This window comes from Stenotrophomonas sp. P5_B8 (assembly GCF_054049855.1).
On the sequence record NZ_JBFULO010000010.1, the window covers coordinates 1 to 26,274 of the forward strand.

Here is a 26,274-nt window from a genome sequence, read left to right on the forward strand (position 1 = left end):
CTGGGAATAGATGCGGATCTGCGTACTGCGCTTGCCATCGACCGACGCGCGCATCGGGTGCACGGTGAGATTGGCGTGTGCAGGTGCCGCCAGCAGCAGCGACAGGGACAACAGAACAACGGCTGGAATTTTCATGGAAGCTCCTGGAAGGTCAGGGCGTGACCGTGGGGACGCGCAGCTCCACCTGCAGCTCGCCGAAGTAGGTGCCGGCCTGCTGGGTGGAAATGGGGACGCGCGGAATATCGAAGGTGATCGGCGTGGGCACGCAGAACACCGGTTGGCTCATGCCGGGTAACAACACCAGACGCAGCAGTGCGGTATCGATGCCATGCAGCTGTTGCTCCACGCCGTTGGGCATGGGCACCGGGGCGCCGTTGTGGTCCAGGGTGACGGTGTAATCCAGGCGACGGGTGTCGTCGCTGCCACCATCGGTATGCCAGAGCGAATAGCCACTGGGACCGGGCGGCTTGCCACTGCGGTCACGCACGGTGACGCCGAGGTACTGCGCCTGGGAGCCGAGTCCGTCGTAGAGACACATCTCGAGTGAGGTGCGGCCGCCTACCGTCCGCTGTATAGGGTCGTAATCGGAGTTGAGCTGAACCAGGGGGGTGACGTGGTGGAAGGCCGGAAAGTAGATTGAGACGGCGTTGCGGTCGGTGATGGTCAGATCAAACGTGAAGCGATACGTCGCGACCGCCGGCCCCGCCAGTTGGTCATGCAACGCAAGAATAAGTTCAGCATCCCAGTGTCCGGCTACAAGCCTGGACATCTCCTCCACCGGTATCAGCAGACCAGCTCTGGTTCCAACGGAAGATTCGCCACCGCAGTCATCTTTGGCTGCAATCCATGGTGGACGAATGGGGTCGAGCCAGTAGGAGCCGCATATGCGCGTCTCCATGCCTCGATTGATCCAGCCTTTCACTGAGAAGTTTGTACGCAGACCCGAGCGCCGCTCTGTGGCCTGTACCTCGATCATTGCTGAACCGGTAGCGACAGTTGCAACGCCCGTGACCGGGCAAGSGCCCACCCTCGGATCAGTTGACGAGGCACACGTGAGGTGGAGCTGGCCATACTTCAGAGACTTATCCGCGCTGTATCCGAGGACAACTTCAGGCACCCAAAGGTCGATTTCCCCCGGCATCGCAGACCGATCCCACGACATCACAATGTTCTGCGTCGCACTCACCGGATGCGTCTCCGGCGGCCGCTGCCCCCACGCCTTCGGCATCACCCCCAACAGCGCCATCAGCAGCATCACGGCCCACACGCCGTGCCGGTTCATGGCGTACCTCCCGCAGAGGCCGTCTGCGGCGTCGCCGCCATCAGGGCGTGCTCCTGCAGCAAGCGGGTTACCCGCGCCTGCTGGATCTCGGCCGGCAGCTGCGCCACACCCAGCGGCTCGCACTGCACGGTGCCCACCAGCATCACCACGCTGCGTCGCTCACGCACCTGCAGCGGGCACTGCAGCAGGTGGTCCTTCTGCAGCAGGTACAAGGTGCGTTCGCGGCGCGGGAAGTCGGCCACGAAGCCACCGTTGCTGCCGGTGCCCGGCACCGGCGCATTGAGAATGCGGGCGCCGCCCAAGGGCAGCCCGGCGATGTCGCGCGCGTTGCCGATGAAGGTGTAGGTCACCTCGATCGGCACCGGCAGATGCATCAGCCGGCCCGGCGGCAGGAAGACCGGGCGCGCGCCGCCCACGCCGGTCACGCGGATGGCGGCATCGCTGTTCAGCGCGCTGGCGTCCTGCACTTCGGCGCGGTGGCTCTGGTAGGCCGGCAGCGGCAACAGGCGGCGCTCGCCAAGTGCCAGCCGTTGCCGGCGCAGGCCGCCCACCTGCAGTTCGGCGGCGACGCCGGTCAGTTCCAGGTCGTCGGTGTCGTCCACCTGCACCGCCAAGCCGGCCTCGGCCCCCAGCCCGCCGCCCCAGTAGAAGCCGTGCCGGCCCAGCGCCAGCCCGGAGCTGTGGGTGGCGCTGTAGGCCATCTCGGTGCGGCCGCGCTGCTGGTAGTGCGCCACGGTGCCGCCGGTGTGGCCGATGCTGTTCTGCAGTTGCGCGCTGAGCGCGGCACTGTAGCGGCCGCTGTTGTTGCCGCGCAGGTCTACGGTGGCCTCGCGGTACTGCGCCTCCACGTCCTGGCGCAGGGTTTGCCCGGCGCTGTAGTTGATCTCCGGGCGCGCATGCTGCGGCTGTCGCACGTCCAGGCTGTAGCGGCGCTGCGAGGTGCCGCGGTCGCCGCGCTGCAGGCGGGTCAGGCTGAGGTTGAGGAAAATGCCGCGGTCCCGCCCGTCGCGCAGGCTGCTGCGGCTCTGCTGCTGCCATACACCGATGCGGGTGGACACGCTGAACTCCTGCCAGCGCTGCACGCGGCTGTAGCTGGCCTGCCAGGTGCGGGTGAGGCTGGGCTCGCGGCTGTAGCGCTGCTCCCACGGCGGCAGCAGCGGGTCCAGTGCGGCCAACGGGTCGTCGACGTCCCCTGCCAGCAGCCGCCCGCGGCTCCAGGTCTGCCGCCGGGTATAGGCCACATAGGCGCTGCCACCGCCGAGCGGCAGCGCCATCGAGGCACTGAGTGAATCGGCACAGCCCAGCCGGTCGCGCGCGTCGTCCTCGAACTGGCACGCCTTGCCGCGCATGCGCTGCTGGTACAGGTTCCAGGACGCGCGGCGGCGGTACGACACCTGATGCTGCTGGCCGGTGCTGCCATCACTGCCCTGAAGGCCACTGAATGTGGCGCGGACATCCTGGGTAGCGAAGGCGTGGCGCAGGTCCACGCGCAGCTCCCCGTAGCTGACGCCGCCGAGGTCGGCGGCACCGGCAGTGACTGCGGCGGCGCGTCCAAGCGGCACGCGCAGGCCGGCCATGGCCGCCCTCTCGCCGTCGAAACGGTCACTGCGGCGCTCGTTGCGGCGGCCGCCCTGCAGGAACCACTGCACGCTGCTGTTGGTCCAGTCGCCGCCCTTGTCGAACGGTGCCGCTTCGCTGCGCACCAGCACGCCATCTTCGTAGATGCGCAGGGTCACGCTGTAGCTGCCGAACGGGAAGCGGCGGGTGTCGAGCTGGTTGATGCCCGCTTGGAGGTAGAAGGTCTGCAGCAGGCGCTCGCCGTCGAAGGCATCCACGCGCGCATCGCGCGCCAGCAGCACGGTCAGCGGCAGGGCCTGCACGGCGGCCTCGGTGTCCACGTAGGCCTGGGTGGTGCCCACGCGCAGGCCGGCAAAACGGTCCATCGGCAGCAGGCTGAAACTGARGGTGCCGCCCTGTGGGCTGGACAGGTTGCGGCGGTCCATGCGCCCGGCCTGCAGGTAGTGCTGCTGGCCCAGGTCATGGCGGTAGTAGGCGTTGTCGAACTGGAAATCCTGGCGGCGCCGGCTGCCGCGGTACTGCTGGCTGTTGAAGTTCCAGTCCACCGCGATATGGCCACGCTGCAGCACACCCAGCGCGCCGGCGCCTTGGGCAGTGAGCGCCTGGTAGCCACGGCCGCCACTGAAGTTGACGGTCTGCTGGTGCAGGAACGCGCTCTCCGCGTTGCTGCTGATCTGGTGGAAGCGATCAGCGGCCGGTTCGGCGCTGATCCACTGGCGGGCAACGAACAGGCGCACCGCGCCTTCGCCTTCATCGTAAAGGGCACGCACGGTGTTGGGGTCCTCGGGTGGCTCGAGATAACCGCAGCCCGCGCTGCCTCCGCCATAGCGGCAGGCCAGATGGCTGTTGCGCGGCAGCGGCTGGGAAAGCGCGGGCAGCAACGCAGCTTGGGCCTCGTCGGAGAGGTCCAGTGCCTGCAGCACGYGCGCCGGATCTTCCAGTTGCACGCTTTCCAGGGTGACCCGCACGGGCGACAGACCCGCCGTGCGCCCGAACAGGCGTACATCGAGCTGCTCGGTCTGGCCGGCAACCAGGTCTTCAAAACCGACGGGGACGCCGCGTGCCGCGACCAGGGGGGTGGCCAACGACAAGGCGAGCGCGACCGCCAGCCGGGTCAGGGCAGGTGYGGTAGCTTTCATGGGGAGCGTTGCCTGAGGCCGCCGGCCCGGTATCCGGGCCGGCGTGAGTGACGCGAGGGGTGAACCGTTACGGCTTCTGGGTCAGCACCACGCTGACGATCCCTTCGTACACGCCCTGCACCGTGATCGGGGTGCGGGTGGTCTGGGCGATCTCCAGGTCCATGATGATCGATGCGCCACTGAGCGCACCGTCGTACAGATCCGCTGCCAGGAAGTCCTGTGAGGCAACGGTCAGCTCGCGCTTGTTGAGTCTCACGGTGAGTGGAACATCGGTGCCGGTGCCGCTCTTGGGTACCAGTGACGGCGCGTGGCCAAGCCGCACTTCCACATCCTTGTCTTCATCGTTGGTGTAGATGCGCACGCGCTCGTTGTGCGGAGTCAGCCCCTGGCCCGGAATGTGGTCCAGTGGGATCGAGTCCGGCAATGCGGTGCCATCGTGCTTCATCAACGCCAGGGACGGGTCAACATTGGTGTAAACGGTGATATGGGATTCGGCGGCATTGGCCGACAGCGAAGCGGCGGTCAGCGCTGCAGCAAGCGCGGCCTTGTTGAGGATACTGGACATGGCTTCTCTCTCTTTTAGTGTTCGAAAAGACGCTTCCGCAGGAAGCACCGCCGCCACCACGCGGGGTGAGACAGCCCAGTCAGGTTAGTTAGGGGCAGGTGATTTGCCCATTCAATGAGTCCTAAAAACGACGCCATTTTGGCCGTAATGCGACCGCACCCTCACTACTTGAACATTGCAGCAATTCCTATGCGTCCCTGCGCCCTCGGCGCGTGCGACCCGATCACGCACGTGCACCGGAACGCCCTTGCGTAGCCGACCCAACGCGGGGCGCTGCTCCACGCCGGCCTGCGCCGCCGGATCCGCTTCCTCGCGGTGCATCCACCACGCCGTCACCCGCTGGTGAAGGGTGGCGCCCCTGCATCCGTCCAGGGACGGCCACGTCATCGTCAACCTGTGTCGTGCGCTGCGTGCGTGGATGCGGCGCGACCGCATTGCAGCGCYGTGGGATGTTCCATCACCCACGACCCTGCGCTACGGCGCCCTATCTCATTCCCGGTGCGCACGCATTTTTCCATCTTAGTGGCGCTCTCACAGTCGCCCGCCGGCCTAAGCGTCGGGCATGGCGGTTTGCGCAACGGGCGTGCTCCGGCTCAGCGCGGCGGCAGCACTTGCACGCGCTTCACCTCGATATCGGTGGGCTTGAAACGGTGCGTGTCCACCTTCCCCAGCAGTTCCACCGTGGCGGCCGCGCCAATGGCCTGGTGAGGCATGTCCTCGTCGTCGATCTCCACGTCGATCTCGCCGGTGGCGTCGCGGAAGCGGTAACGTTCATTGCCGACCTTGGCGACCAGGTGGCCCAGCAGCAGTACCGCGTGGTCGTCGCGCTGCTGGCGGGCCTGCGCCACCGTCGTGGCGACGGCGGTGGCGCCGGGACCGGTATAGCCGGCCAGCGCGTCGCTGGCGTGCAGGGTGGATGCGATGGCAAACAGGGGAATCAACGCGTAGCGCGTCATGGTCGGACTCCTTCGGGACTTGCTTGATTGATCTGACAAGCCTGATCCGCGGAGCCCCATAGACCCATGCAATAAGTACGAAAAGGTCAGCGCCGCGCGCCAACGCGCCTGCCCGTTCATCGTCACGACGGTGTAGCCACCCCATGGGGGGGCGCACAGGGTGCCGGCACCAACAGAAGCCACCACCCAATAAAGAAGGTGTTTCTCCGATCTGGGGAGAGGTCTTGTTGCAAGGCCCGTCGCAGCGTGAGCACGACGCTACGCGGGTGGCCGGGTGTGCAGGCCGTTGGGATGGGCTGGCGTCTCCGATCGGGCTGGTGGCGAGCGTGAGGGCCCCGTATCCGCCGGTAGGACCCTGGCGCAAATGTCCCCCGGCCGCGGGGCGGCCTCCTCCTTTATTTTGCCCAGGGGCCTACCGGCTGCTACGGGGCTCGGCTCGCGGTACGCAGGTGGACGCCGGGCGTTTGGGCGGTGGCCGGTGGGTCGGGCGCTGGCCCCATGCCCTTCGAGGCGAAATAAAGGAGGAGGGGGCGACCGCAGGCCGACGCCGGAGGACCGTCGCCGGAAAGGGCATCGGGGCCCAACGCCCAACCCGCCGATGGCTGTGCGTGGAAGTGTCATGGGACGTTTCTGCTTGTCCCGCGTATGGGCGAAGAGCCAAAAAAAACGCCCCGCAATGCGGGGCGTTCTTCAAGACGAGGTACCGGGGCGATCAGCCCTGGTAGTCGCGCACGTCGCTGCCGGTGTAGACCTGGCGCGGACGGCCGATCTTCATTTCCGGATCGACCTGCTGCTCCAGCCAATGCGCCACCCAGCCGGAGGTACGGCCCAGGGCGAACATGACGGTGAACATTTCGGTCGGGATCTGCAGCGCCTTGTAGATGATGCCGCTGTAGAAATCGACGTTCGGGTAGAGCTTGCGGGCGACGAAGTAGTCGTCCTGCAGCGCGGCCTGTTCCAGCTTGACGGCCACGTCCAGCAGCGGATCCTGCACGCCCAGCTGCTTGAGCACCTTGCCGGTCATCTCACCGATGACCTTGGCGCGCGGGTCGAAGTTCTTGTACACGCGGTGGCCGAAGCCCATCAGGCGGAAGCCGGAGGTCTTGTCCTTGGCCTTGAGCACGGCGGACTCGACGTTGTCGGCCGAACCGATCTCTTCCAGCATCTTCAGCACGGCTTCGTTGGCACCGCCGTGGGCCGGACCCCACAGCGCGGTGACGCCCGCGGCGACCGACGCGTACGGGTTGGCACCGGTCGAACCGACCAGACGCACGGTCGAGGTCGAGGCGTTCTGCTCGTGGTCGGCGTGCAGGATGAACAGCAGGTCCAGCGCCTTGACCACGTCCTGGTTCAGTTCGTACTGGCCGTCGGCCGATTCGAAGGTCTGCTTCAGGAAGCGGCTGACGTAATCCAGCGAGGTGTCCGGCTTGTTGGCCGGCAGGCCCTTGCCGTGGCGGTAGATCAGCGCCGACAGGGTCGGCACCTTGGCGATCAGGCGCACGGCCGCATGGCGGCGCTGTTCGGCGTCGGACAGGTCCAGCGAGGCGTGGTAGATACCCGACAGCTGCGCGATGGCGGCGGTCAGGATGGCCATCGGATGGGCATCCTTGGCGAAGCTGCCGATCAGCGTGTTGATGGAATCATCGACGTTGGCTTCAGCAGCCAGCTCGTCGGTGAAGGCCTTCAACTGCTCGGCGCTCGGACGCTCGCCATTGATCAGCAGGTAGGCCACTTCGACGTAGCTGGACTTTTCCGAGAGCTGCTCGATCGGATAGCCGCGATACAGCAGCACGCCCTTGTCACCGTCGATATAGGTGATGGCGGACTTGCAGCTGGCGGTGGCAGTAAAGCCGGAGTCGTACGTGAAGAGACCGGTTTCCTTGGTCAGCTTCGAGATATCGACGCAATCGTTGCCGAGCGTAGGTTTGATGACGGGCAAAACAACCGACTTTTCGCCGGCGTTGAGCGTGACCTGATCAAGATCGGACACTGTGTGCGCTCCTCGAGGGAAGGCGCCCACCCAAGCGCATGGGGCAGGCACGTGAAGGAAGTCCACGATCGTTATCGTGGATCCCGCCATTATCGCACAGCAACATTTTCGACGCCCTAGGACGGAAGTCGTAGACGCCGGTACCGGCATGCGTATGGACGCACTGCGCCAGTAGCCGCAAGGGCTGCGGGGGCGCTGGACAAGAATGTCCGGATGCAGCGTTCCGCCGATGCCGCACGCCCGCCAGCTGGCGTTCAGACAGGCGCCAGCCATCCATTTTTCGCGGACACAAAAAAACAACGGCCGCCAAAGCGACCGTTGTTTTCATGCAACTGCAGCGACAACTCAGGCTGCGGTCGGCGCCGGCTTGCCGAAACGCTTCTGGAACTTGTCGATACGGCCGCTGGTGTCGATCACCTTGTGCTTGCCCGTATAGAACGGATGCGAAGCCGAGGAGATTTCCACCTTGACGAGCGGGTACTCGTTGCCGTCTTCCCACTTGACCGTGTCCTTGGTGGACATGGTCGAACGGGTCAGGATCTTGAAATCAGAGGTAACGTCGTGGAAAACCACGTCGCGGTAAACAGGATGAGTATCGGCCTTCATGGGCGCGCACCGTAATAAGGGCTGGTGATCAAGAGCGGCATTATAGCCCCGGATGCCGCCAAGGGCAAGCCGGGGTCATCAACCGTGCGAAAGGTCCGCCGCAGCGGCGTCGTCAGACGCCGAGTGCCGCCCGGACCTGGGCCTCAAAGCGCCCTTGGTCGTAGGCCATCAGCAGCTGGGTGTTGTCCGGCTGCCCGGTCTGGCGGTTCCAGTCGACAATGGTAGCACCTCGGCTGTGCACGCCGGCCAGTTCGATGTTCAGCGGGCGCGATTCGACCCGCAGCGCGCCTTCGGGCTGCAGCGCCCAGGCCATGGCCAGGGCATCGGCGGCGAACCAGCGCTCGCCGCGGCTGTCTTCGGACCACAGGCGGGTCTGGCGCGAGATCAGCTCGTAGAAGCGGGCCTTGTCGCTGTCGGCGGCCAGCCACTGTTCCACGTCGGCATGCAGCAGGCCGTGGGCGACGGTGGCTTCCCAGTCGGCTACTTCGATATGCGGGAAGCCGGTGAACACGATGTGCGCCGCTTCCGGATCGAAGGCGATGTTGAACTCGGCCGCCGGGGTGATGTTGCCGTGGCAGGTCACCGCCCCGCCCATCACCAGGAAGCGCTTTACGCGCTGCGGCAGGGTCGGGTCGAGCYTCAGGGCCAGGGCGAGATTGGTAAGCGGTCCGAGTGCGACCAGGAACAGCTCGCCGGCGTATTCGTGCGAGAGGCGCAGGATTGCCAGGGCAGCGTGTTCGGCCTCGGCCTGGCGCTTGGCGGCCGGCAGGTTCACATCGCCGAAGCCGTCAGCGCCGTGCACGTGGGCGGCGTCCACCGACGGGTGCAGGAGCGGATCGGGGGTACCGGCGAACACCGGGACGTCTTCGCGGCCCGCCACTTCGCACAGCTTCAGGGCGTTGCGGACGGTGTGGTCCAGGCCCACGTTGCCGGCGGCGATGGTCAGGCCGACGATGTCGTGGCGCTCATCGGCGAAGGCCATCAACAGGGCCAGGGCATCATCGACACCCGGGTCGGTGTCGATCAACAGCGGAATCTTCTTGCTCATCGTTGCCGTCTTGATAATCGGCAAGGGACTTTCGCACCCTGTCATGACAAATACAAGGCGGGGGCTGACCGTGGCTGCTGCCGCTTCGATTGGTCCAGCCGCGACCGGAGGGGCCGCTTCGCGGCCGGTAGGCCTTTCTGCGAATGTTCCCCGGTATCCGCCTGCGGCGGCTACCTCCTCCTTTATTTCGCCGAAAGGCCTACCGGCCGCGAAGCGGCTCGGCTTGCGGAAGGAAGGGAGCCAGGCTAAGGGGCTCTATGCCGACGCGTAGCGCACGGCTGTGCCGATCCAGCGCCGCACGACCTGGTCGGCCACGTCGGGAGCTTCGGCCAGCAACCGCTCGGCCAGGTCATGCACACCCGGCAGCAGGTCCGCATCGCGGGCCAGGTCGGCCATGCGGAACCCGGCCAGGCCGGTCTGCCGGGTGCCCAGCAGTTCGCCGGGGCCACGCAGCTCCAGGTCCTTCTCGGCGATGAGAAAGCCGTCGTTGGTCTGGCGCATGGTTTCGAGCCGCTCGCGCGCCATGTTCGACAACGGCGCCTGGTACAGCAGCACGCAGCGCGAGACCGCCGAGCCGCGCCCTACCCGTCCGCGCAACTGGTGCAGCTGGGCGAGGCCGAGGCGCTCGGCATTTTCGATGATCATCAGCGACGCATTGGGCACGTCCACGCCGACCTCGATCACGGTGGTGGCCACCAGCAGGTCGATCTGCCCGGCCTTGAAGGCCACCATGGTGGCCAGCTTTTCGCTCGCCTTCAGCCGCCCGTGCACCAGGCCCACGCGCACGCCCGGCAGCAACGCCTGCAGCGATTCGAACGTGGCCTGGGCCGGGGTGGCGTCGAGCTCTTCGCTCTCCTCGATCAGCGTGCACACCCAGTAGACCTGCTGCCCTTCGCGGCACGCCACGGCGATGCGTTCGATCAGTTCCGGGCGGCGGTCATTGTTGAGCGCGACGGTCTGCACCGGGGTGCGGCCCGGCGGCAGTTCATCGATGGCCGAGACATCCAGGTCGGCGTACTCGGACATCGCCAACGTGCGCGGAATCGGGGTGGCGGTCATCACCAACTGGTGCGGCACGCTGCGTCCGTCCGCGCCCTTGTCGCGCAGCGCAAGGCGCTGATGCACGCCGAAGCGGTGCTGCTCGTCGACGATGGCCAGCGCCAGGTCCTTGAACACCACGCTGTCCTGCATCAACGCATGCGTGCCGACGACCACCTGCGCCTCGCCCGAGGCGACCTCGGCCAGCACCCGGGTGCGCGCCTTGCCGGTGACCTTGCCGGCCAGCCAGGCGGTACGCACGCCCAGCGGTTCCAGCCAGGCGCGCAGGTTGTTCAGATGCTGCTCGGCAAGCAGCTCGGTCGGCGCGGCCAGGGCAACCTGCTTGCCCCGCTCCACCGCCAGCATCGCCGCCAACGCGGCCACCACCGTCTTGCCCGAGCCGACGTCGCCCTGCACCAGGCGCAGCATCGGATGCGCCTTGGCCAGGTCGTTGCGGATCTGCTCGAACACGCGCTGCTGCGCGCCGGTGAGCTGGAACGGCAGGCTGTCGCGCAGCTGTTTGACCAGCGCGCCGGACCCACGCAGCGACGGTGCGTGATGCGCCTGCAATGCCATGCGCTGGCGGCGCAGGCTGAGGTGATGGGCCAACAATTCTTCAATCGCCAGCCGTCGTTGCGCCGGGTGCCGGCCGGCTGCCAACGCGGCCAGATCGGCATCCGGCGGCGGCCGGTGCACGGTCAGCAGCGCACTGCGCAGCGACGGCAGCCCCATCCCGGACAGCCAACCGGGCGGCAACAGCTCCAGCGTGGATTCTTCCGGCAACCGATCCAGCGCGAGCCCGATGAACCGGCGCATCGTGGCCRGCCCGACGCCGTCGACCGCGGGATAGACCGGGTCGAGGCTGTCGCCGAGTTCGTCATCGTCGTTACTGCCCATCACCCGGTAGCTGGGGTGGACGATCTCCAGCCCGAGATGCCCGGGCTTGGCGGTGCCGTAGCAGCGGATCCGCGTGCCGACGGCAAACTGCGATACCTGCTGGGCGCGGAAGTGGAAAAACCGCAGCACCAGCGTGCCGTAGGAATCATCTTCGATGGCGACCTTGAGCACCGGTCGACCACGGAACCCGCGCTCGACCGCGCTCACCCGCCCTTCCACCTGCGCCGCCACGCCCGGCTGCAACCGGGCGATGGTGGTCAGCCGGGTGCGGTCTTCATAGCGCAGCGGCAGGTGCAGCCACAGGTCCTGCAGCGAGGACAGGCCACGGGCCACCAGCTTGGCGGCCACCGCCGGGCCGATCCCGGAAAGCATCGACAACGATGCTTCCCCGGCCGCGGCCAGCGCCGGTGCAGGAGCCCGTGACCGCGCCACGTCAGGCCTGGTCGAGCACCATCACCGCATCGACTTCGAAGTTGGCGCCCTTGGGCAGGCCCGATACTTCGATCGTGGAGCGGGCCGGGAACGGCGCCTTGAAGTAGTCCTGCATGACCGCATTGACCTTGGCGAACTCGGCCAGATCGGTCAGGTACAGGCCCAGACGCACGATCTGGTCCAGCGAACCGCCGGCTTCTTCGGCCACGGCCTTGAGGTTGTCGAACGCCCGACGCGCCTGCGCCTCGATATCGCCGGCACCGACGATGTCACCGGTGCCCGGGTCCAGCGGAATCTGGCCGGAGAAATACACGGTATTGCCAGCACGCACGGCCTGCGAATACGGACCGATCGCGGCCGGTGCCTTGGCGCTGGTGATGATCTGGCGGGACATGGGAGCTCCACGGTTCAAAAGGGGGAGCGCAATTGTAGCCCCGAAGCCCCGATCAAAGCCCCGATCAAAGCCACGATCCACGGTAGAGCCGACCGTTGGTCGGCTGACTGGAGAACGACGAAGACGATTGGTCGGCTGGCCGGAGAACGACGAAGACGATTGGTCGGCCGGCCGGAGAATGACGAAGACGGTTGGTGGGCCGGCCGACCATATCGATCATTGTCGCGCAGTGTGCGAGCAGCCGACCAACGGTCGGCTCTACCCTCTGGTGGTGTGCCCATTGCCCGGCGAAGAGGCGTTGGAGCCGGCCATCGCCGCACGGTGCACGGCAGCCGACCAACGGTCGGCTCTACCCTGGTGGTGTGCCGATTGCCCGGCGAAGAGGCGTTGGAGCCGATCATCGCCGCGCGGTCTACGGCAGCCGACCAACGGTCGGCTCTACCTTGGTGGTGTGCCCATTGCCCGGCGAAGAGGCGTTGGAGCCGATCATCGCCGCGCGGTCTACGGCAGCCGACCAACGGTCGGCTCTACCCTCCGGTGGTGTGCCCATTGCCAGGCGAAGGGCGTCGGCGCCTATCATCGCCGCGCGGAATGCGGCTTATTGTCGGCGAACCGACTGCACCACCGACAACCGCCGCAGCCGGCGCATTACCTCGGCCAGATGGTTGCGGTCGCGCACCTGGATATTGAACGCCAGCACCGCCGCGTTGAAATCGCGATCCAGATAATCGACCCGCTCGATGTTGGAGTGACTCTGCGCGATCGCCGCCGCCAGCTGCGCCAGCACGCCCGTCCCGTTTTCCACCTCCACCACCAGCGCCGTATCGTAATCGCCCGACACCGTCGTATCCCACCCGATCGGCACCCAGCGCTCCGGCGACTTGCGCAGCTCCGCCAGGTTCGGACAGTCCAGACGATGCACCACGATGCCCTTGCCGGCCGTGTGGTAGCCCATGATGTCGTCGCCCGGAATCGGCTGGCAGCAGTTGGCGAAGCTCACCACCCCKCGCTCGCTGCCGTTGATCAGGATCTTCTCCTGCGAATGCTTCGAGTGACCGCCACCGCGCAGCTCCGCATAGGCCATCAACGCCTGTGCCGCCTGGTTCGGCATCCAGTTGCCCAGTGCCACTTCTGCCAGCAACGCCTCCAGACGCGGGTACCGGTGCTCGGCCAGGAACGCATCCAGCCGACCCTTCGGCAACCGCTCCAGCGAACTGTCCATCGCCTCCAGCGCGCGATCCAGCATCCGATGGCCCAGCTGCACCGCGTCCTCATGCTCCAGCTGCTTGAGCTGGTGGCGGATCGCCGTGCGCGCCTTCGAACTGACCACGAACTCCAGCCACTGCGGCTTGGGCGTGGCCGAGCGCGCGGTGATCACTTCCACCGTCTGCCCGCTCACCAGCTTGGTGCGCAACGGCACCAGCTTCTTGTCCACCCGCGAGGCCACCGCCATGTTGCCCACGTCGGTATGCACCGCATAGGCGAAGTCCAGCGCCGTCGAGTTGCGCGGCAGGGCCAGGATCTTGCCCTTCGGCGTGAACAGATAGACCTCGTCCGGGAACAGGTCGACCTTGACGTTGTCCAGGAATTCCAGCGACGAACCGGCCGCGCGCTGCGAATCGATCAGCTCCACGATCCATGCATGCGCACGACTCTGCGCGCTATTGGGGGAATCGCCGCCGAACTTGTAGGTCCAGTGCGCGGCCACGCCGCGCTCGGCGATCAGGTCCATTTCCTCGGTGCGGATCTGCACCTCGATCGGTGAACCGTACGGCCCGAACAGCACCGTGTGCAGCGACTGGTAGCCGTTGGCCTTGGGGATCGCGATGAAATCGCGGAAGCGCCCGTCCAGCGGCTTGAAGGTGGCATGCACCGCGCCGAGCGCGTGGTAGGCGCTGGGCACGTTGCGCACGACCAGGCGGAAGCCGAACACGTCCATGACCTGGTCGAAGGATTTGTTCTCGTCGTGCATCTTGTTGTAGATGCTCCACGGGGTCTTGATGCGACTGACCAGGCGGTGTTCCAGCCCTTCCTTGGCCAGGCGCTGGCTCAGCTGCACTTCCACCTGCGCCATTGCCTCGCGGCGCACCACCGGCTGGCTGCGGATGTGTTTTTCCAGGATCGCGTGGCGCCACGGATACAGCGCCTTGAAGCCCAGGTTCTGCAGCTCGCTCTTGACCAGGCTCATGCCCAGCCGCTGCGCGATGGGTGCGTAGATTTCCAGGGTTTCGCGGGCGATGCGGCCGCGCGCTTCGCGGCTCTGCGCGCCCAGCGTGCGCATGTTGTGCAGGCGATCGGCCAGCTTGATCATGATCACGCGCAGGTCGCGCGACATCGCCAGCAGCATCTTGCGGAAGCTCTCGGCAGCCGCTTCCTGGCGGTCGCGGAACTTCAGCTTGTCCAGCTTGGTCACCCCATCGACCAGCTCGGCCACCGCTTCGCCGAATTCGGCGGCCAGCTCCTCGCGGGTCAGCGGGGTGTCTTCGATGGTGTCGTGCAGGATCGCGGCGATCAGCGCTTCCACGTCCAGGCCGAGCTCCGCCAGCACCTGCGCCACGGCGACCGGATGGGTAATGTAGGGCTCGCCGGACTTCCGGGTCTGCCCGGCATGCGCGGAGGCACCGACTTCCCAGGCACGGCGCAGCAACGGCAGTTGCTCGGGCGGCAGGTAATGCGCTGCGCGTTCGAGCTGGAGGACATAGTCGGGTACGGCCGCGCCGGGGGGCGAGGCGACCTTGGCAGTGGGGCCTGGGTTCATGGCTGGAAGACTATGCCAGCGGCGGGATAACGGCAAACATCTGAACAGGGGATCCGCCCCCCGCTGCGTCGACCAACGGCGGTCGCCTACCGATGATGGTGGCGCGCGATGCGGCGAGTGACCATCTTCGCAACGCGGCATTTCCCCGATGTGCCACGCCCAAACGCAGAACAGCCCGCCAGGGGCGGGCTGTTCAAACAACAACGAACGATCAGGTGCGATCAGTCGTCGTTCTTGGACATGTCTTCGTCGGCGACGACTTCGGCAGCGGCCCATTCCAGTGCTTCACGCTCGGCACGCTCGCGCTCGGCCTTCTCGACTTCGTCGATCAGGGCGTTGTCGATCTTGCGGGCGGCAATTTCGCGCAGCGCCAGCACGGTCGGCTTGTCTTCGGTTTCGCTGTTGTCCAGGGTGGCCTGGACGCCATTGGCCAGCTGACGGGCGCGCTTGGACGCCATCATGACCAGTTCGAAACGGTTGTTCACGACTTCCAGACAATCTTCTACGGTGATGCGGGCCATGCGGGCTCCCGGCAGCCGGTGAGGGCTGCTCAATCGAATGAGGGAAAGGGGACGGATTGTACCGGCCAGGACTGGACAAAATCAAGCCAACCGGCTAGCACCCCGTTGAGAATCAGTCAGTTGTGGCCGCTTCCTGGGTCAACAGGGCCTGAATGAGGCCCGCGTGGCGGACCTTCTGGGCCTCCCGGCGCAGGCGGCTGGCGGTGAAGATGGCGCAGAGCTCGTCCACGGCGGTTTCGAAGACTTCGTTGACGATGACGTAGTCGAAGTCATTGAAATGCAGCATTTCTTCACGCGCGGCGGCCAGCCGCTGGGCGATCACCGCCTCGCTGTCCTGCCCGCGCTTGCGCATGCGGTCCTGCAGGGCCTGCCTCGACGGCGGCAGGATGAACACCGTCACCGTGCCCGGCACCAGCTGGCGGACCTGCTGGGCACCCTGCCAGTCGATCTCCAGCAGCACGTCCTGGCCGGCGGCCAGCTGCGGCTCCACCGATTGCCGCGCGGTGCCCTTCCAGTCGCCATGTACCCAGGCATGCTCGAAGAAGTCGCCGGCGGCGATCATCCGCTCGAACTCGGCCGCACTGACGAAGTGGTAGTGCTCGCCGTTGATCTCACCCGGGCGCGTGGCCCGCGAGGTGAACGAGATCGACAGCGCGATCTGCGGGTCGCGCGCCAGGGTGGCGTTGACGATGCTGCTCTTGCCGGCCCCGGAGGGCGCGGCCACGATGTACAGCGTGCCGCGTGCGGGCTCGGCGGTCGGCGTGGGCTGGCTGCTCATTCGATGTTCTGCACCTGTTCGCGGATCTGGTCGATCAGTACCTTCAGCTCGACGGCGGCGTTGGAGGTGCGGCTGTCCACCGACTTGGAGCCCAGCGTATTGGCTTCGCGGTTGAACTCCTGCAGCAGGAAGTCCAGTCGCCGGCCGACCGGCTCGCGCTGGGTGAACACCCGGCGGATCTCCACGATATGGCTGCCGAGGCGGTCCAGCTCCTCATCCACGTCCAGCTTCTGCAGCCACATCACCAGCTCCTGCTCGGCACGACCCGGATCGACCGGGTGCGGCAGATCGGCCAGGCGCGCGGCCAGCTTGGTGCGCTGGCCCTCGCGGATCAGCGGGATCAGCGTGGTGACTTCGGCGGCGATGCGCTCCACCCCATCCACGCGTTCCTGGATGGCAGTGGCCAGCTTGTCGCCTTCACGCTCGCGCGCGGCCACGAAGCCGTCCAGGGTGGCATCGAGCAGGGCCAGCGCCTCGGCATGCAGCGCRGCGGCGTCGACCGCCTCGCCCTGCATCACCCCGGGCAGCTGCAGCAGTTCGGTGAAGCTCACCTGCAGGTTCGGGAAGCCGGGCGACAAGCGGGTGGCCAGCGTACCGAGCTGGGCCAGCAGCGCATCGTTGACCACCAGCGCACCGGTGACCTCCGGGGCACGCAGGCGCATGACCAGGTCGATCTTGCCGCGGCTGCAGCGGGAAGCGACGCGCTCGCGCAGTTGCGGCTCCAACGCACGCAGTTCGTCGGGCAGGCGCACGCCCACCTCCAGAAACCGGTGGTTGACCGAACGCAGCTCGCAGGCCAGCGTGCCCCAACGGGTGGCGCGCTCGCCGTTGGCATAGGCGGTCATGCTTCGAATCATGCGGGTTTCCGGTGCTCTCAAAGTGCAAATGGTACCCTAGCGGTCTCCTTGCGACCTCCTCGCCTGCCGGTCCTCCGGTCCGGGCGCGGTCCTGCATCCCCTGACTTACCGGAAGCCAAGCATGTCCGATTCCCGTCCCAGCGGCCGCCAGGCCGACCAGCTGCGCGAAGTGCGCATCGAACGCGCCTTCACCCGCCACGCCGAGGGCTCGGTGTTGGTCAGCTTCGGTGAAACCCGCGTGCTGTGCACCGCCAGCGTGGAAAACCGCGTGCCGGGCTTCCTGCGCGGCAAGGGTGAAGGCTGGGTCACCGCCGARTACGGCATGCTGCCGCGCTCSACCCAYACCCGCAACGACCGCGAAGCGGCGCGGGGCAAGCAGGGCGGCCGCACCCTGGAAATCCAGCGCCTGATCGGCCGCACGCTGCGCGCCTGCATCGACCGCGGCGCCCTGGGCGAGCGCACCATCACCCTGGACTGCGACGTGCTGCAGGCCGACGGCGGCACCCGTACCGCGGCGATCACCGGTGCCTACGTGGCCCTGGTCGATGCGGTCAACTTCCTGCTCAAGCGCGGGGACATCAAGCGCAACCCGATCTTCGGCGCGGTCGCGGCGGTGTCGGTGGGCGTGTACCGCGGCACGCCGGTGCTGGACCTGGATTACGCCGAAGACAGCGACTGCGACACCGACATGAACGTGGTCATGAACGACGGCGGCGGCTTCATCGAACTTCAGGGCACCGCCGAAGGCCATGCCTTCCGTCGCGATGAACTGGACGCGCTGCTGCTGCTGGCCGAGAAGGGCATCAAGGACCTGTTCGCGGCACAGCAGGCCGCCCTGGCGTCTGCATGAACCGCCGCATCGCCCTGACCACCCTGGTGGTGGCCGATTACGACGAGGCCATCGCCTGGTACACCGCCAAGCTCGGCTTCACCCTCATCGATGACATCGACCAGGGCGACAAGCGCTGGGTGGTGGTCGGGCCGACCGACGGCAGTGCCGCTGCCCTGCTGCTGGCCCGCGCCAGCACCGAGGAACAGCGCACGCGGATCGGCAACCAGACCGGTGGCCGGGTCGGTTTCTTCCTGAACACCGACGATTTCTGGCGCGACCACGCGGCCATGACCGCCCAGGGCGTGGAATTCCTGGAAACCCCGCGCGAAGAGGTTTACGCGACCGTCGCGGTGTTCCGCGACCTCTACGGCAACACCTGGGATCTGCTGGAGGCGAAAGGATGAAACTGGTCCTGGCCAGCGGCAACGCCGGCAAACTCAAGGAACTGCAGGCCATGCTCGGCGACCTGCCGCTGCAGATCGTGGCGCAGGGCGAGCTGGGCGTGAGCGATGTGCCGGAAACCGGACTGACCTTCGTCGAGAACGCGCTGATCAAGGCCCGCCACGCTTGCCAGAGCACCGGCCTGCCGGCGCTGGCCGACGACTCGGGCCTGATCGTCGATGCGCTCGATGGCGCGCCCGGCCTTTACAGCGCGCGCTATGCCGGCAGCCCGACCGACGATGCGGCCAACAACGCCAAGCTGCTGGAGGCGATGCGCGACGTGCCGGCCGAGCGCCGGACCGCACGCTTCTATGCGGTGATCGTGCTGCTGCGCCATGCCAACGACCCGCAGCCACTGATCTGCGAAGGCAGTTGGGAAGGGGTGATCCTGGACGAACCGCGCGGCAGCCATGGCTTCGGTTACAACCCGGTATTCCTGGACCCCGCGCTCGGCCTGACCGCGGCGGAAATGGAACCGGCGCGGAAGAACGCCATCAGCCATCGCGCCATCGCCCTGCAGCTGCTCAGGCAGAAGCTGCCCGCCCTGCTGTGATGCCTACCCTGATGATGTCTGGAAAGCCGACCAGCGGCCGGCACTACCCTTGAATGCCATGCAGCAGCCACACGACCATTGCGACCACCTGCCCGGCGAACACTGCACCGGCGATCACGACCACGCCCACGAACTGCGGCTGATTCCGCCGCCGTTGTCGCTGTACGTGCACCTGCCGTGGTGCGTGCGCAAATGCCCCTACTGCGATTTCAATTCGCACGCGGCCAAGGGTGAGCTTCCGTTCGAGGCGTACATCGACGCGTTGATCCGCGACCTGGACCAGGACCTGCCCCTGGTCTGGGGCCGGGTAGTGAGCAGCGTGTTCTTCGGTGGCGGCACGCCGAGCCTGTTCCCGCCGGAAGCGATCGACCGCTTCCTGCAGGCGGCCTCGGCCCGGCTGCGTTTCGCGCCGAACCTGGAAGTGACCCTGGAGACCAACCCGGGCACCGCCGAGCACGGTCGCTTCGACCGCTACCGCGCTGCCGGGGTGAACCGGATCAGCTTCGGCATCCAGACCTTCAACGACGAGGCGCTCAAGCGCCTGGGCCGCATCCACGACAGTGGCGAAGCCGAGCGCGCGGTGAAGCTGGCGCAGGACGCCGGCTACGACAACTTCAACATCGATCTGATGTATGCGCTGCCGCAGCAGACGCTTGCGCAGGCCGAGCATGATCTGGAGCGTGCCTTCGCGCTGCAGCCCACGCATCTGTCGCACTACCAGCTCACCCTGGAACCGAACACGGTGTTCTTCGCAAAGCCGCCGCAGGGCATCCCCGACGAGGATTCGGCGTGGGACATCCAGGAGCATTGCCAGGCCCTGCTCGCCAACGCCGGCTACGCCCAGTACGAAGTCAGCGCCTACGCCAGGCCGGGCCGGCAGAGCGCGCACAACCTCAACTACTGGCGCTTCGGCGATTACCTGGGGATCGGCGCGGGCGCGCACGGCAAGATCAGCAGTGGCGCCGAACAGCACGTGCTGCGCCGCTGGAAGCACAAGCACCCGCAGACCTTCATGGACGCCGCCGGCAGCCCGGCGGCGATCGGCGGCGATGACATCATCGATGCGCCGCGCCTGCCGTTCGAGTACATGCTCAACCTGCTGCGCCTGCATGAAGGCTTCACCCTGAAGGACTTCGAATCGCGCACCGGGCTGGCGCGCGCGAGCATCGCCGCGCCGCTGCAGGCCGCCATCGCGCGTGGCTGGATGACGCTCGACGGCGAGCATGCCCGGCCCACCGAACTGGGCCGGCGCTTCACCAACGACGTGGTCGAACTGTTCCTCCCGTAGAGCCGACCGTTGGTCGGCTGCTCTTGATCCTGCTCTTGATCCTGCTCTTGATTGCCTGCCGCTGGTCGGCCACTGTCGGTCAGCGGCCCCCGATCAGCCCACGTCATCCAGCCCGCCAACGCCATGCAAAGCAGCCGACCCACGGTCGCGTCCACGCTGTCGGGGTATCCCTTCTGGCGGTGACAGGGCGAAAACGTTAGATTCTGTGCTCTCAGGGGAGCCGGAACTACAACGGATGTCTGCGTCCGCACCTTCAACGTCCCAGCCCGATCCGGCCCGTTTCGCCAGCGTGGCCGCGCCACCGCGCGTGCGCCGGCTGCTCGCCGCCCTGCACGCGCTGGCGGCGCAGACCCTGGCCAACCCGCTCAAGCTGACCATCGTGGAACTGGAACGCGAGCTGTTCCGCGAGGCCGAACGCGCGCACAACAGCCAGATCCAGGCCGACATCTACGCCCAGGCCCGCCGCCTGCACGAGGTCAACGCGCAGTTCGCCCCGCGCTTCCTGGAGGAACTGGCCACCGCCCTCGCCGGGCTGCGCGAGCCGCGTATCCGCCACGCCCCGGCAACGCCTGCAGCGGCGATGACCGCCACCACGCTGACCCTGGTGGCCGACACCGACATCGAACGTGACATCGTGCTGGTGGACATCATCCGCCGCGAGACCCAGCGCTCGGCCAGTGCGCTGCAGCTGCTCGGGCAGCGCTTCGGCGTGCTTGCCGCCGGGCCGGCCTTCGATGTCGAGGACCTGCCGTTCGGCCCGCAGGTGCTGTGCGGGATCGTGCGCGGGCTGGGCGAACGCTTCGACCTGGGCATGGAAACCCAGCTGGCGCTGTACCGGGTGTTCGACCGCCAGCTGATCGACCGGCTCGGCGAGCTGCTGGAACGCGCCAACATCCTGCTCGGCCACGAAGGCATCCTGCCGGGACTGGTCTACACCCCGTACCTGGCACGCTCGGCGACCACCCGTCGCATCGTCACCGGGCCGGAGCGCAACGCCCCCCCGCGCGAAGGCGGCAAGGTCACCCGTCCGCTCACCGGCTGGAGCGGCTCGGCCAGCAGCGGCAGCTGGGCGGCGATGACCAGCGAGGCGATGGGCGCCCTGCCCGCCTCGCTGCGTCCGGCGGCCACGCCCCCTGCGTCCACCGCTCCCATGCAGATGCCCCAGGAGGCCGCGACAGGCGCTGCGCAGGACCTGTCCGCCCCGGCAATGTCGGCGCTGCACCAGTTGCTCAGCGCGGCGCGTCAGACCAGCGGCAGCGATGTTGCCGGCGCCACTGCCGGCGCCACTGCCGGCGCCGCGGGGCAGGCCGCTGGCAGTACCGGCACGGGCTCTGGCTCTGGCTCTGGCTCTGGCACGGGCTCTGGCACTGGCGATACCCACAGCGCTGCCGACGGTGACGGCGCGGCGACCACGCCAGCGTCGCCCACGTCTTCCTCGCCAGCGCCCTCCCCGGTCGCCGTGGCCACCGAGACCGTGCATGCCACCCTGGCCAAGCTCCAGGCGCAGGCCGTGGGCAGCGGCAGCGCGCGGCGCAGCATGGGCGACCTGCACAACGCCCTGTTGGCGCAGATGCGCGCCGACCATGGCGCGCAGGCCGCCTTGACGGTCAAGGACAACGACACCTTCGACCTGCTGGACATGCTGTACGGGCAGATCCAGCGTGAAGTGCGCCCCGATGCGGTCGCCGCCGACCTGCTGGCCCGCTTGCAGGTGCCCGTGGCGCGCGCGGCGTTGTCCGATCCGGCGTTCTTCGTACGTGACCAGCACCCGGCCCGTGAACTGCTCAACGCCGTGGCAGAAGCCGGTGCCAACTGGCTGGGCGAGGAGGACGTCGATCCGCAGCTGGTGCAGAAGCTGGGCCGCGCGGTCGACCAGGTGGTCAACGATTACCAGGGCGACGCGGCGGTGTTCGACACCGCCAACGAAGAGATCCAGCAGCACTTCCGCGCGCTGGCGCACAAGGCCGAACTGGCCGAGCGCCGCCACGTGGAAGCCGCACGCGGCAAGGAGCGGCTGGAGGCGGCCAAGCAGCAGGCCGGTGCCAGCATCGAACAGCTGTGTGCCCAGGCCGCGCCGCCACGCTTCGTGCAGTCGCTGCTCAAGCAGGCATGGTCGGACGTGCTCACCCTGACCCTGCTGCGCCACGGCGAAGGCTCCGAACAGTGGCAGCAGCGCGAACAGGAAACCGCGCGCATCGCCGAGGTCACCTGCCTGCCACCGGGCACCGAGGCCAGCGATACCGAACTCGGCGGCCAGGTCGAGACCGCACTGACCCAGGTCGGCTACCACCAGGACGAAGCGGCGGCGATCGCCCGCCGCCTGTCCACCCCCGGCGGTGAGGACGACAGCAGTTCACGCACCGAACTGACCGCGCGCATCCGCGCCCGCACGCGCCTGGGCGAACAGGCCGAAGGCAACGAAGCGCGCAAGGTGGCACCGCTGGCACGCACCGTCGCCGAGGAAGACTGCTACCGACAGCTGCGCACGCTGCCATTCGGCACCTGGTTCGAGTTCACCACCAACCAGCAGGGCGACCTGCGCCGGCAGCGCCTGTCCTGGTACAGCCTGCTCACCGACAATGCGCTGTTCGTCAATCCACGTGGACAGAAGGTCGGCGAGCATTCGCTGGATGCGCTGGCGCGGCTGATGGCGCATGGCCAGGTGCGGATCGTCAGCGAGGACAAGAGCCGCCTGATCGACCGTGCCTGGCAGGCCACGCTGCGCACGCTGCGTTCGCTGGCCGGCACCGGCCCCGCCGTGGAGAGCGCGCAATGAGTACCGACACCGACACCGATACCCGCCGCGCCCCGCGCCGCCAGGTCGCCGAACTGGTCCCGGTCACCGACATGCTGGCCGAGTGCGTGGTCGGTCGGCTGGGCAATGTCTCCGAGACCGGCATGCTGATGCTGGCCTCGGTGCCCATGCACGACGACGCGCTGTACCAGCTGCAGTTCGCCATCCCCGGGCCGCAGGGCCAGCGGCTGGCGCTGGACGTGGGCGCGCACCTGCTGTGGAGCGAGCAGACCCACGCACCGGGCCAGGCCTGGGTGGGTTTCCGCTTCCTCACCCTCAGCCGCGAGCACCGCGAGCAGCTGCGCGAGTGGATCGCGCAGGAAACTTCGGCGGTCTGAGTGCCGGTTCTGGCACAGCGCGCCGGAGCCGATTGCGGCAGAATCAGGGGCTGCATTCCGCACTGTCGAACGAGCCCCCGCGATGAACCAGCCAGACCTCGGCGCCCTGTATTCCCACCACGTCAGCGTGCTGCGCCAGCGCGCCGACGAAGCGCTGGCACGCGGCGGCTTCGATCATCTGGTGGWCCCCAGCGGCACCCAGCACTACCAGGTGTTCGATGACCGCGACTACCCGTACGCGGTCAACCCGAACTTCAAGGCCTGGCTGCCGCTGACCAAGCTGCCCAACAGCTGGCTGGTGTACACCCCGGGCCAGCGCCCGAAGGTGATCTTCTTCCAGCCGTTCGATTACTGGCACGTGGTGCCCGACGCGCCCAACGGCTGGTGGGTGGAACACGTCGACATCGAGATCATCCGCACCGCCGAGCAGGCGCTGGCGCTGCTGCCCAAGGACCCGGCGCGGTGCGCGATCCTGGGCGAGCCGCAGAGCACGCTGGGCGCCTTCGTGCCGAACAATCCCGAGCCGGTGCTGCACTACCTGGATTGGCAGCGTGGCTACAAGACCCCGTACGAAATCGCCCTGATGCGCCAGGCCCAGCGCCTGGGCGTGCGCGGTCACCGCGCCGCCGACGCCGCGTTCCGTGCCGGCGCCAGCGAGTTCGAGATCCACATGGCCTACTGCGCCGCGGTCGGCCAGGACGCCAATGAGTTGCCCTACGGCAACATCATCGGTCTCAACGAACATGCCGCCGTGCTGCATTACACCGACCTCGGCCGCAGCGCACCGACGCCGCTGCGCAGCTTCCTGATCGATGCCGGTGCCAGTGCCTACGGCTACGCCAGCGACATCACCCGCACCTACGCGGCCGCCGGGCACGACGAGTTCCAGGCGATGATCGACGCGGTCGACGCCGCCCAGCAGCAGATGGCGGCCGGCGTACGGGCCGGCGTGGACTACAAGCAGCTGCACGTGGACGCGCACCTGTCGCTGATGGGCATCCTCAAGGACTTCGGCGTGCTCAAGGTGTCGCCGGAAGCGGCGCTGGCCACCGGCGTCAGCGCAGCCTTCTTCCCGCACGGGCTGGGCCACCTGATCGGCCTGCAGGTGCACGACGTCGCCGGCTTCGCCGCCAGCGACCGCGGCGGCCGCATCGAGCGCCCGCAGGGCCACCCCTACCTGCGCCTGACCCGCGTGCTGGAACCGGGGATGGTGGTCACCATCGAGCCGGGCGTGTACTTCATCGACATGCTGCTGGACGAAGTGAAGCAGGCCGGCAACGGCGACAGCATCGACTGGGCGCGGGTCGATTTCTTCCGGCCCTACGGCGGCATCCGCATCGAAGACGAGGTGCTGTGCACCGAGGCCGACGCCGACAACCTGACCCGCCCGGCATTCGCGGCCGCCGATTGAGGGATGGGTCCCGGCCAGTTGCCGGGACCACCGTGCCGCATGACCCGCGTAGCGCCACCCCATGGGTGGGCCGCTCCTGAATCCGGCATCGCGCGCAGCCACCCATGGGGTGGCTCTACCGGGGTCATGTGCAGGTGGTTCGCAGCCACCCGTGGGGTGGCTCTACTGGGGTAATGTGTGGGTGGCTCTACCCGCGCGCAGGAACCGCGAACACGCCCGGTAGTGCCGTCAGCGCGAGGCCATCGCCTCTTCAATCTCATCGGCGCTGCGCGCCAACGCCGCGGTCAGCACCCGGTGGCCGTCCTCGGTGATCAACACGTCGTCCTCGGTACGGATGCCGATGCCGCGCCAACGCGCTTCCACGCTGCGGTCGTCAGCGGACACGTACAGGCCCGGCTCGATCGTGAACACCATGCCCGGCTCCAGCATGCGCGAGTCGCCGGCCAGGCGGTAATCGCCGACGTCGTGCACGTCCAGACCCAGCCAGTGGCCGGTCTTGTGCCGGTAGAAACGCTGGTAGTGACCTTCGGCGATGTTCTCTTCCAACGTGCCCTTCAGCAGTCCCAGCCGCAGCAGGCCTTCGGTCAGGGTCTGCACCGCGGCCAGGTGACCAGCCTCATAGGCATTGCCCGGGTGCGCCTGGGCCAGCGCCGCCGCCTGCGCCGCGCCGACCAGGTCGTGCAGCGCGCGCTGCTCCGCACTGAAACGGCCGTTCACCGGGAAGGTGCGGGTGATGTCGCTGGCGTAGCCGCGGTACTCGGCACCGGCATCGATCAGCACCAGGTCGCCATCGCGCGAACGCGCGCTGTTGTCGCGGTAATGCAGGATGCAGCCGTTGGCGCCGGTGCCCACGATGCTGCTGTAGGCCGCGCACGCATCGTTGGCGCGGAACTCCCGTTCCAGATCGGCCTGCAGCTCGTACTCGTGGATGCCCGGCCGGGCCACGCGCATCGCCACCGCGTGCGCCTGCACGCTGATGTCGGCAGCACGCTGCATCAACGCGATCTCGGCACTGGACTTGAACAGCCGCTGCTCGTGCAGCAGGTGCCCTAGTTCCAGGAATTCATGCGGCGGCTGCGCGCCGTGGCGGACCTGCGCGCGTACCTGGTTGACCCAGCCGATCAGCTTGAGGTCGAAGTCTGCATCGCGCCCGAAGTGGTAGTACACCCGCGAGCGCCCTTCCAGCAGCCCGGGCAGGATCTCGTCCAGATCGTCGATCGGGTACGCATCGTCCATCCCGTACTGCGACACCGCGCCTTCCTGGCCGGCGCGCGCGCCATCCCAGGCCTCGCGACCGGCATCGCGCTCGCGACAGAACAGGATCACCTCGCCATGGCGCCGGCCCGGGATCAGCACYAGCACCGCGTCCGGCTCCGGGAAGCCGCTGAGGTACCAGAAATCGGAGTCCTGGCGGAACGGATAATGCGTGTCCAGGCTGCGCACCCGCTCGGACGCGGCCGGCAGCACCAGGATCGCATCGTCGCCGGCCATCTCCATCAACTGGCGGCGGCGACGGGCGTATTCGGCGGCGGAGATGCCGGTCAGCTGCCGGATATCCATCTCAGTTCAGGCGCTGCCGGTGACGTGCCGCCATCACGCAGTCGCCGTGCAGCAGCAGGACCGCCACGCGGACGAACTCTTCGATCTCGGCCAGCGCGTCTTCGTCGTCATCGTTGCCGCTTTCGAAGTCTTCGCTGGAGGCCTGGGCCAGCTTGGCCAGGTCGCTCAGGGCTTCTTCGCCCTCTTCGGACAGCGGCGGACGCTGACCGCCCGCGCCC

General features: G+C 67.5%; 22 protein-coding genes and 1 pseudogene. 7 read left to right on the forward strand and 16 right to left on the reverse strand.

Annotated features, from left to right (window positions below; translation table 11 throughout):
- The 14 genes and pseudogenes from ACXJKH_RS01080 to ACXJKH_RS01145 form a co-directional block, all read right to left on the reverse strand.
- Positions 1 to 135: pseudogene (locus ACXJKH_RS01080) on the reverse strand (pilus assembly protein); the annotation flags it as partial.
- Positions 136 to 151: 16 nt separating this feature from the next.
- The gene (locus ACXJKH_RS01085; RefSeq protein ID WP_457317966.1) at positions 152 to 1,282 is read right to left on the reverse strand and encodes a CfaE/CblD family pilus tip adhesin; all 1,131 of its coding nucleotides are present in this window, start codon (positions 1,280 to 1,282) and stop codon (positions 152 to 154) included.
- Complete coding sequence (locus tag ACXJKH_RS01090; RefSeq protein WP_457317967.1) at positions 1,279 to 3,999, reverse strand: TcfC E-set like domain-containing protein; 2,721 nt, start codon at positions 3,997 to 3,999, stop codon at positions 1,279 to 1,281. Before ACXJKH_RS01090 ends, ACXJKH_RS01085 begins: the two co-directional genes overlap by 4 nt.
- Positions 4,000 to 4,066: 67 nt before the next feature.
- Positions 4,067 to 4,564 (reverse strand): CS1 type fimbrial major subunit, encoded by a 498-nt coding sequence (locus ACXJKH_RS01095; protein WP_256776045.1) that lies wholly within the window; start codon positions 4,562 to 4,564, stop codon positions 4,067 to 4,069.
- 593 nt (positions 4,565 to 5,157) lie between these two features.
- Positions 5,158 to 5,520: a NirD/YgiW/YdeI family stress tolerance protein gene (locus ACXJKH_RS01100; RefSeq protein WP_256776044.1), complete on the reverse strand. Its 363-nt coding sequence runs from the start codon at positions 5,518 to 5,520 to the stop codon at positions 5,158 to 5,160.
- Between the two features lie 712 nt (positions 5,521 to 6,232).
- Positions 6,233 to 7,783: a citrate synthase gene (locus tag ACXJKH_RS01105; protein WP_457317968.1), complete on the reverse strand. Its 1,551-nt coding sequence runs from the start codon at positions 7,781 to 7,783 to the stop codon at positions 6,233 to 6,235.
- Positions 7,784 to 7,855: 72 nt separating this feature from the next.
- Positions 7,856 to 8,116: a type B 50S ribosomal protein L31 gene (locus ACXJKH_RS01110; RefSeq protein ID WP_256776042.1), complete on the reverse strand. Its 261-nt coding sequence runs from the start codon at positions 8,114 to 8,116 to the stop codon at positions 7,856 to 7,858.
- 112 nt (positions 8,117 to 8,228) lie between these two features.
- The gene (locus tag ACXJKH_RS01115; protein WP_457317969.1) at positions 8,229 to 9,164 is read right to left on the reverse strand and encodes a nucleoside hydrolase; all 936 of its coding nucleotides are present in this window, start codon (positions 9,162 to 9,164) and stop codon (positions 8,229 to 8,231) included.
- A gap of 255 nt (positions 9,165 to 9,419) precedes the next feature.
- Positions 9,420 to 11,531 (reverse strand): ATP-dependent DNA helicase RecG, encoded by a 2,112-nt coding sequence (recG, locus tag ACXJKH_RS01120; RefSeq protein WP_457317970.1) that lies wholly within the window; start codon positions 11,529 to 11,531, stop codon positions 9,420 to 9,422.
- A 1-nt stretch (position 11,532) separates the two neighbouring features.
- A complete protein-coding gene (locus ACXJKH_RS01125) occupies positions 11,533 to 11,925 on the reverse strand; it encodes a RidA family protein (RefSeq protein ID WP_457317971.1) in 393 nt (130 codons plus the stop codon).
- 598 nt (positions 11,926 to 12,523) lie between these two features.
- Positions 12,524 to 14,683 carry a RelA/SpoT family protein gene (locus ACXJKH_RS01130; protein WP_457317972.1) on the reverse strand — a complete coding sequence of 720 codons (2,160 nt, stop codon included), beginning with the start codon at positions 14,681 to 14,683 and terminating at the stop codon, positions 12,524 to 12,526.
- A gap of 221 nt (positions 14,684 to 14,904) precedes the next feature.
- On the reverse strand, positions 14,905 to 15,204 hold the full coding sequence (gene rpoZ / locus ACXJKH_RS01135; protein ID WP_005410877.1) for a DNA-directed RNA polymerase subunit omega: 300 nt from the start codon (positions 15,202 to 15,204) through the stop codon (positions 14,905 to 14,907).
- Between the two features lie 112 nt (positions 15,205 to 15,316).
- Positions 15,317 to 15,982 carry a guanylate kinase gene (gene gmk / locus ACXJKH_RS01140; protein ID WP_256776037.1) on the reverse strand — a complete coding sequence of 222 codons (666 nt, stop codon included), beginning with the start codon at positions 15,980 to 15,982 and terminating at the stop codon, positions 15,317 to 15,319.
- Complete coding sequence (locus ACXJKH_RS01145) at positions 15,979 to 16,839, reverse strand: YicC/YloC family endoribonuclease (RefSeq protein WP_256776036.1); 861 nt, start codon at positions 16,837 to 16,839, stop codon at positions 15,979 to 15,981. The genes gmk and ACXJKH_RS01145 overlap by 4 nt, the downstream gene beginning before the upstream one ends.
- 121 nt (positions 16,840 to 16,960) lie before the next feature.
- On the opposite strand from ACXJKH_RS01145, the gene rph reads away from it, so the two are divergent.
- The 7 genes from rph (at position 16,961) to pepQ (ending at position 24,496) form a co-directional block, all read left to right on the forward strand.
- The gene (gene rph, locus ACXJKH_RS01150; protein WP_256776035.1) at positions 16,961 to 17,689 is read left to right on the forward strand and encodes a ribonuclease PH; all 729 of its coding nucleotides are present in this window, start codon (positions 16,961 to 16,963) and stop codon (positions 17,687 to 17,689) included.
- Positions 17,686 to 18,075, forward strand: a complete 390-nt coding sequence (locus tag ACXJKH_RS01155; protein ID WP_457317973.1) for a VOC family protein — start codon at positions 17,686 to 17,688, stop codon at positions 18,073 to 18,075. The genes rph and ACXJKH_RS01155 overlap by 4 nt, the downstream gene beginning before the upstream one ends.
- On the forward strand, positions 18,072 to 18,665 hold the full coding sequence (gene rdgB, locus ACXJKH_RS01160; RefSeq protein WP_457317974.1) for an RdgB/HAM1 family non-canonical purine NTP pyrophosphatase: 594 nt from the start codon (positions 18,072 to 18,074) through the stop codon (positions 18,663 to 18,665). Before ACXJKH_RS01155 ends, rdgB begins: the two co-directional genes overlap by 4 nt.
- A 58-nt stretch (positions 18,666 to 18,723) precedes the next feature.
- Complete coding sequence (gene hemW / locus ACXJKH_RS01165) at positions 18,724 to 19,953, forward strand: radical SAM family heme chaperone HemW (protein ID WP_457317975.1); 1,230 nt, start codon at positions 18,724 to 18,726, stop codon at positions 19,951 to 19,953.
- Positions 19,954 to 20,188: 235 nt separating this feature from the next.
- On the forward strand, positions 20,189 to 22,729 hold the full coding sequence (locus tag ACXJKH_RS01170; protein WP_457317976.1) for a DUF1631 domain-containing protein: 2,541 nt from the start codon (positions 20,189 to 20,191) through the stop codon (positions 22,727 to 22,729).
- Positions 22,726 to 23,085 carry a PilZ domain-containing protein gene (locus tag ACXJKH_RS01175; protein WP_256776030.1) on the forward strand — a complete coding sequence of 120 codons (360 nt, stop codon included), beginning with the start codon at positions 22,726 to 22,728 and terminating at the stop codon, positions 23,083 to 23,085. Before ACXJKH_RS01170 ends, ACXJKH_RS01175 begins: the two co-directional genes overlap by 4 nt.
- An 82-nt stretch (positions 23,086 to 23,167) precedes the next feature.
- On the forward strand, positions 23,168 to 24,496 hold the full coding sequence (gene pepQ / locus ACXJKH_RS01180) for a Xaa-Pro dipeptidase (RefSeq protein WP_457317977.1): 1,329 nt from the start codon (positions 23,168 to 23,170) through the stop codon (positions 24,494 to 24,496).
- A gap of 228 nt (positions 24,497 to 24,724) precedes the next feature.
- Here the strand turns inward: pepQ and ACXJKH_RS01185 are convergent, their stop codons facing one another.
- Together ACXJKH_RS01185 and ACXJKH_RS01190 are read right to left on the reverse strand one after the other, a co-directional pair.
- Positions 24,725 to 26,050: an aminopeptidase P N-terminal domain-containing protein gene (locus ACXJKH_RS01185; RefSeq protein ID WP_457317979.1), complete on the reverse strand. Its 1,326-nt coding sequence runs from the start codon at positions 26,048 to 26,050 to the stop codon at positions 24,725 to 24,727.
- 7 nt (positions 26,051 to 26,057) lie between these two features.
- A partial coding sequence (locus tag ACXJKH_RS01190; RefSeq protein WP_457317978.1) for a UPF0149 family protein occupies positions 26,058 to 26,274 on the reverse strand: 217 nt, incomplete at its 5' end.

Excerpts from the sequence above, each read along its gene's own strand:
- ACXJKH_RS01095 (WP_256776045.1), bottom strand. The coding sequence starts at position 4,564 with ATGTCCAGTATCCTCAACAAGGCCGCGCTTGCTGCAGCGCTGACCGCC.
- ACXJKH_RS01100 (WP_256776044.1), bottom strand. The coding sequence starts at position 5,520 with ATGACGCGCTACGCGTTGATTCCCCTGTTTGCCATCGCATCCACCCTG.
- ACXJKH_RS01105 (WP_457317968.1), bottom strand. The coding sequence starts at position 7,783 with ATGGCTGGCGCCTGTCTGAACGCCAGCTGGCGGGCGTGCGGCATCGGC.
- ACXJKH_RS01110 (WP_256776042.1), bottom strand. The coding sequence starts at position 8,116 with ATGAAGGCCGATACTCATCCTGTTTACCGCGACGTGGTTTTCCACGAC.
- ACXJKH_RS01125 (WP_457317971.1), bottom strand. The coding sequence starts at position 11,925 with ATGTCCCGCCAGATCATCACCAGCGCCAAGGCACCGGCCGCGATCGGT.
- rpoZ (WP_005410877.1), bottom strand. The coding sequence starts at position 15,204 with ATGGCCCGCATCACCGTAGAAGATTGTCTGGAAGTCGTGAACAACCGT.
- gmk (WP_256776037.1), bottom strand. The coding sequence starts at position 15,982 with ATGAGCAGCCAGCCCACGCCGACCGCCGAGCCCGCACGCGGCACGCTG.
- ACXJKH_RS01155 (WP_457317973.1), top strand. The coding sequence starts at position 17,686 with ATGAACCGCCGCATCGCCCTGACCACCCTGGTGGTGGCCGATTACGAC.
- rdgB (WP_457317974.1), top strand. The coding sequence starts at position 18,072 with ATGAAACTGGTCCTGGCCAGCGGCAACGCCGGCAAACTCAAGGAACTG.
- hemW (WP_457317975.1), top strand. The coding sequence starts at position 18,724 with ATGCAGCAGCCACACGACCATTGCGACCACCTGCCCGGCGAACACTGC.
- ACXJKH_RS01170 (WP_457317976.1), top strand. The coding sequence starts at position 20,189 with ATGTCTGCGTCCGCACCTTCAACGTCCCAGCCCGATCCGGCCCGTTTC.
- ACXJKH_RS01175 (WP_256776030.1), top strand. The coding sequence starts at position 22,726 with ATGAGTACCGACACCGACACCGATACCCGCCGCGCCCCGCGCCGCCAG.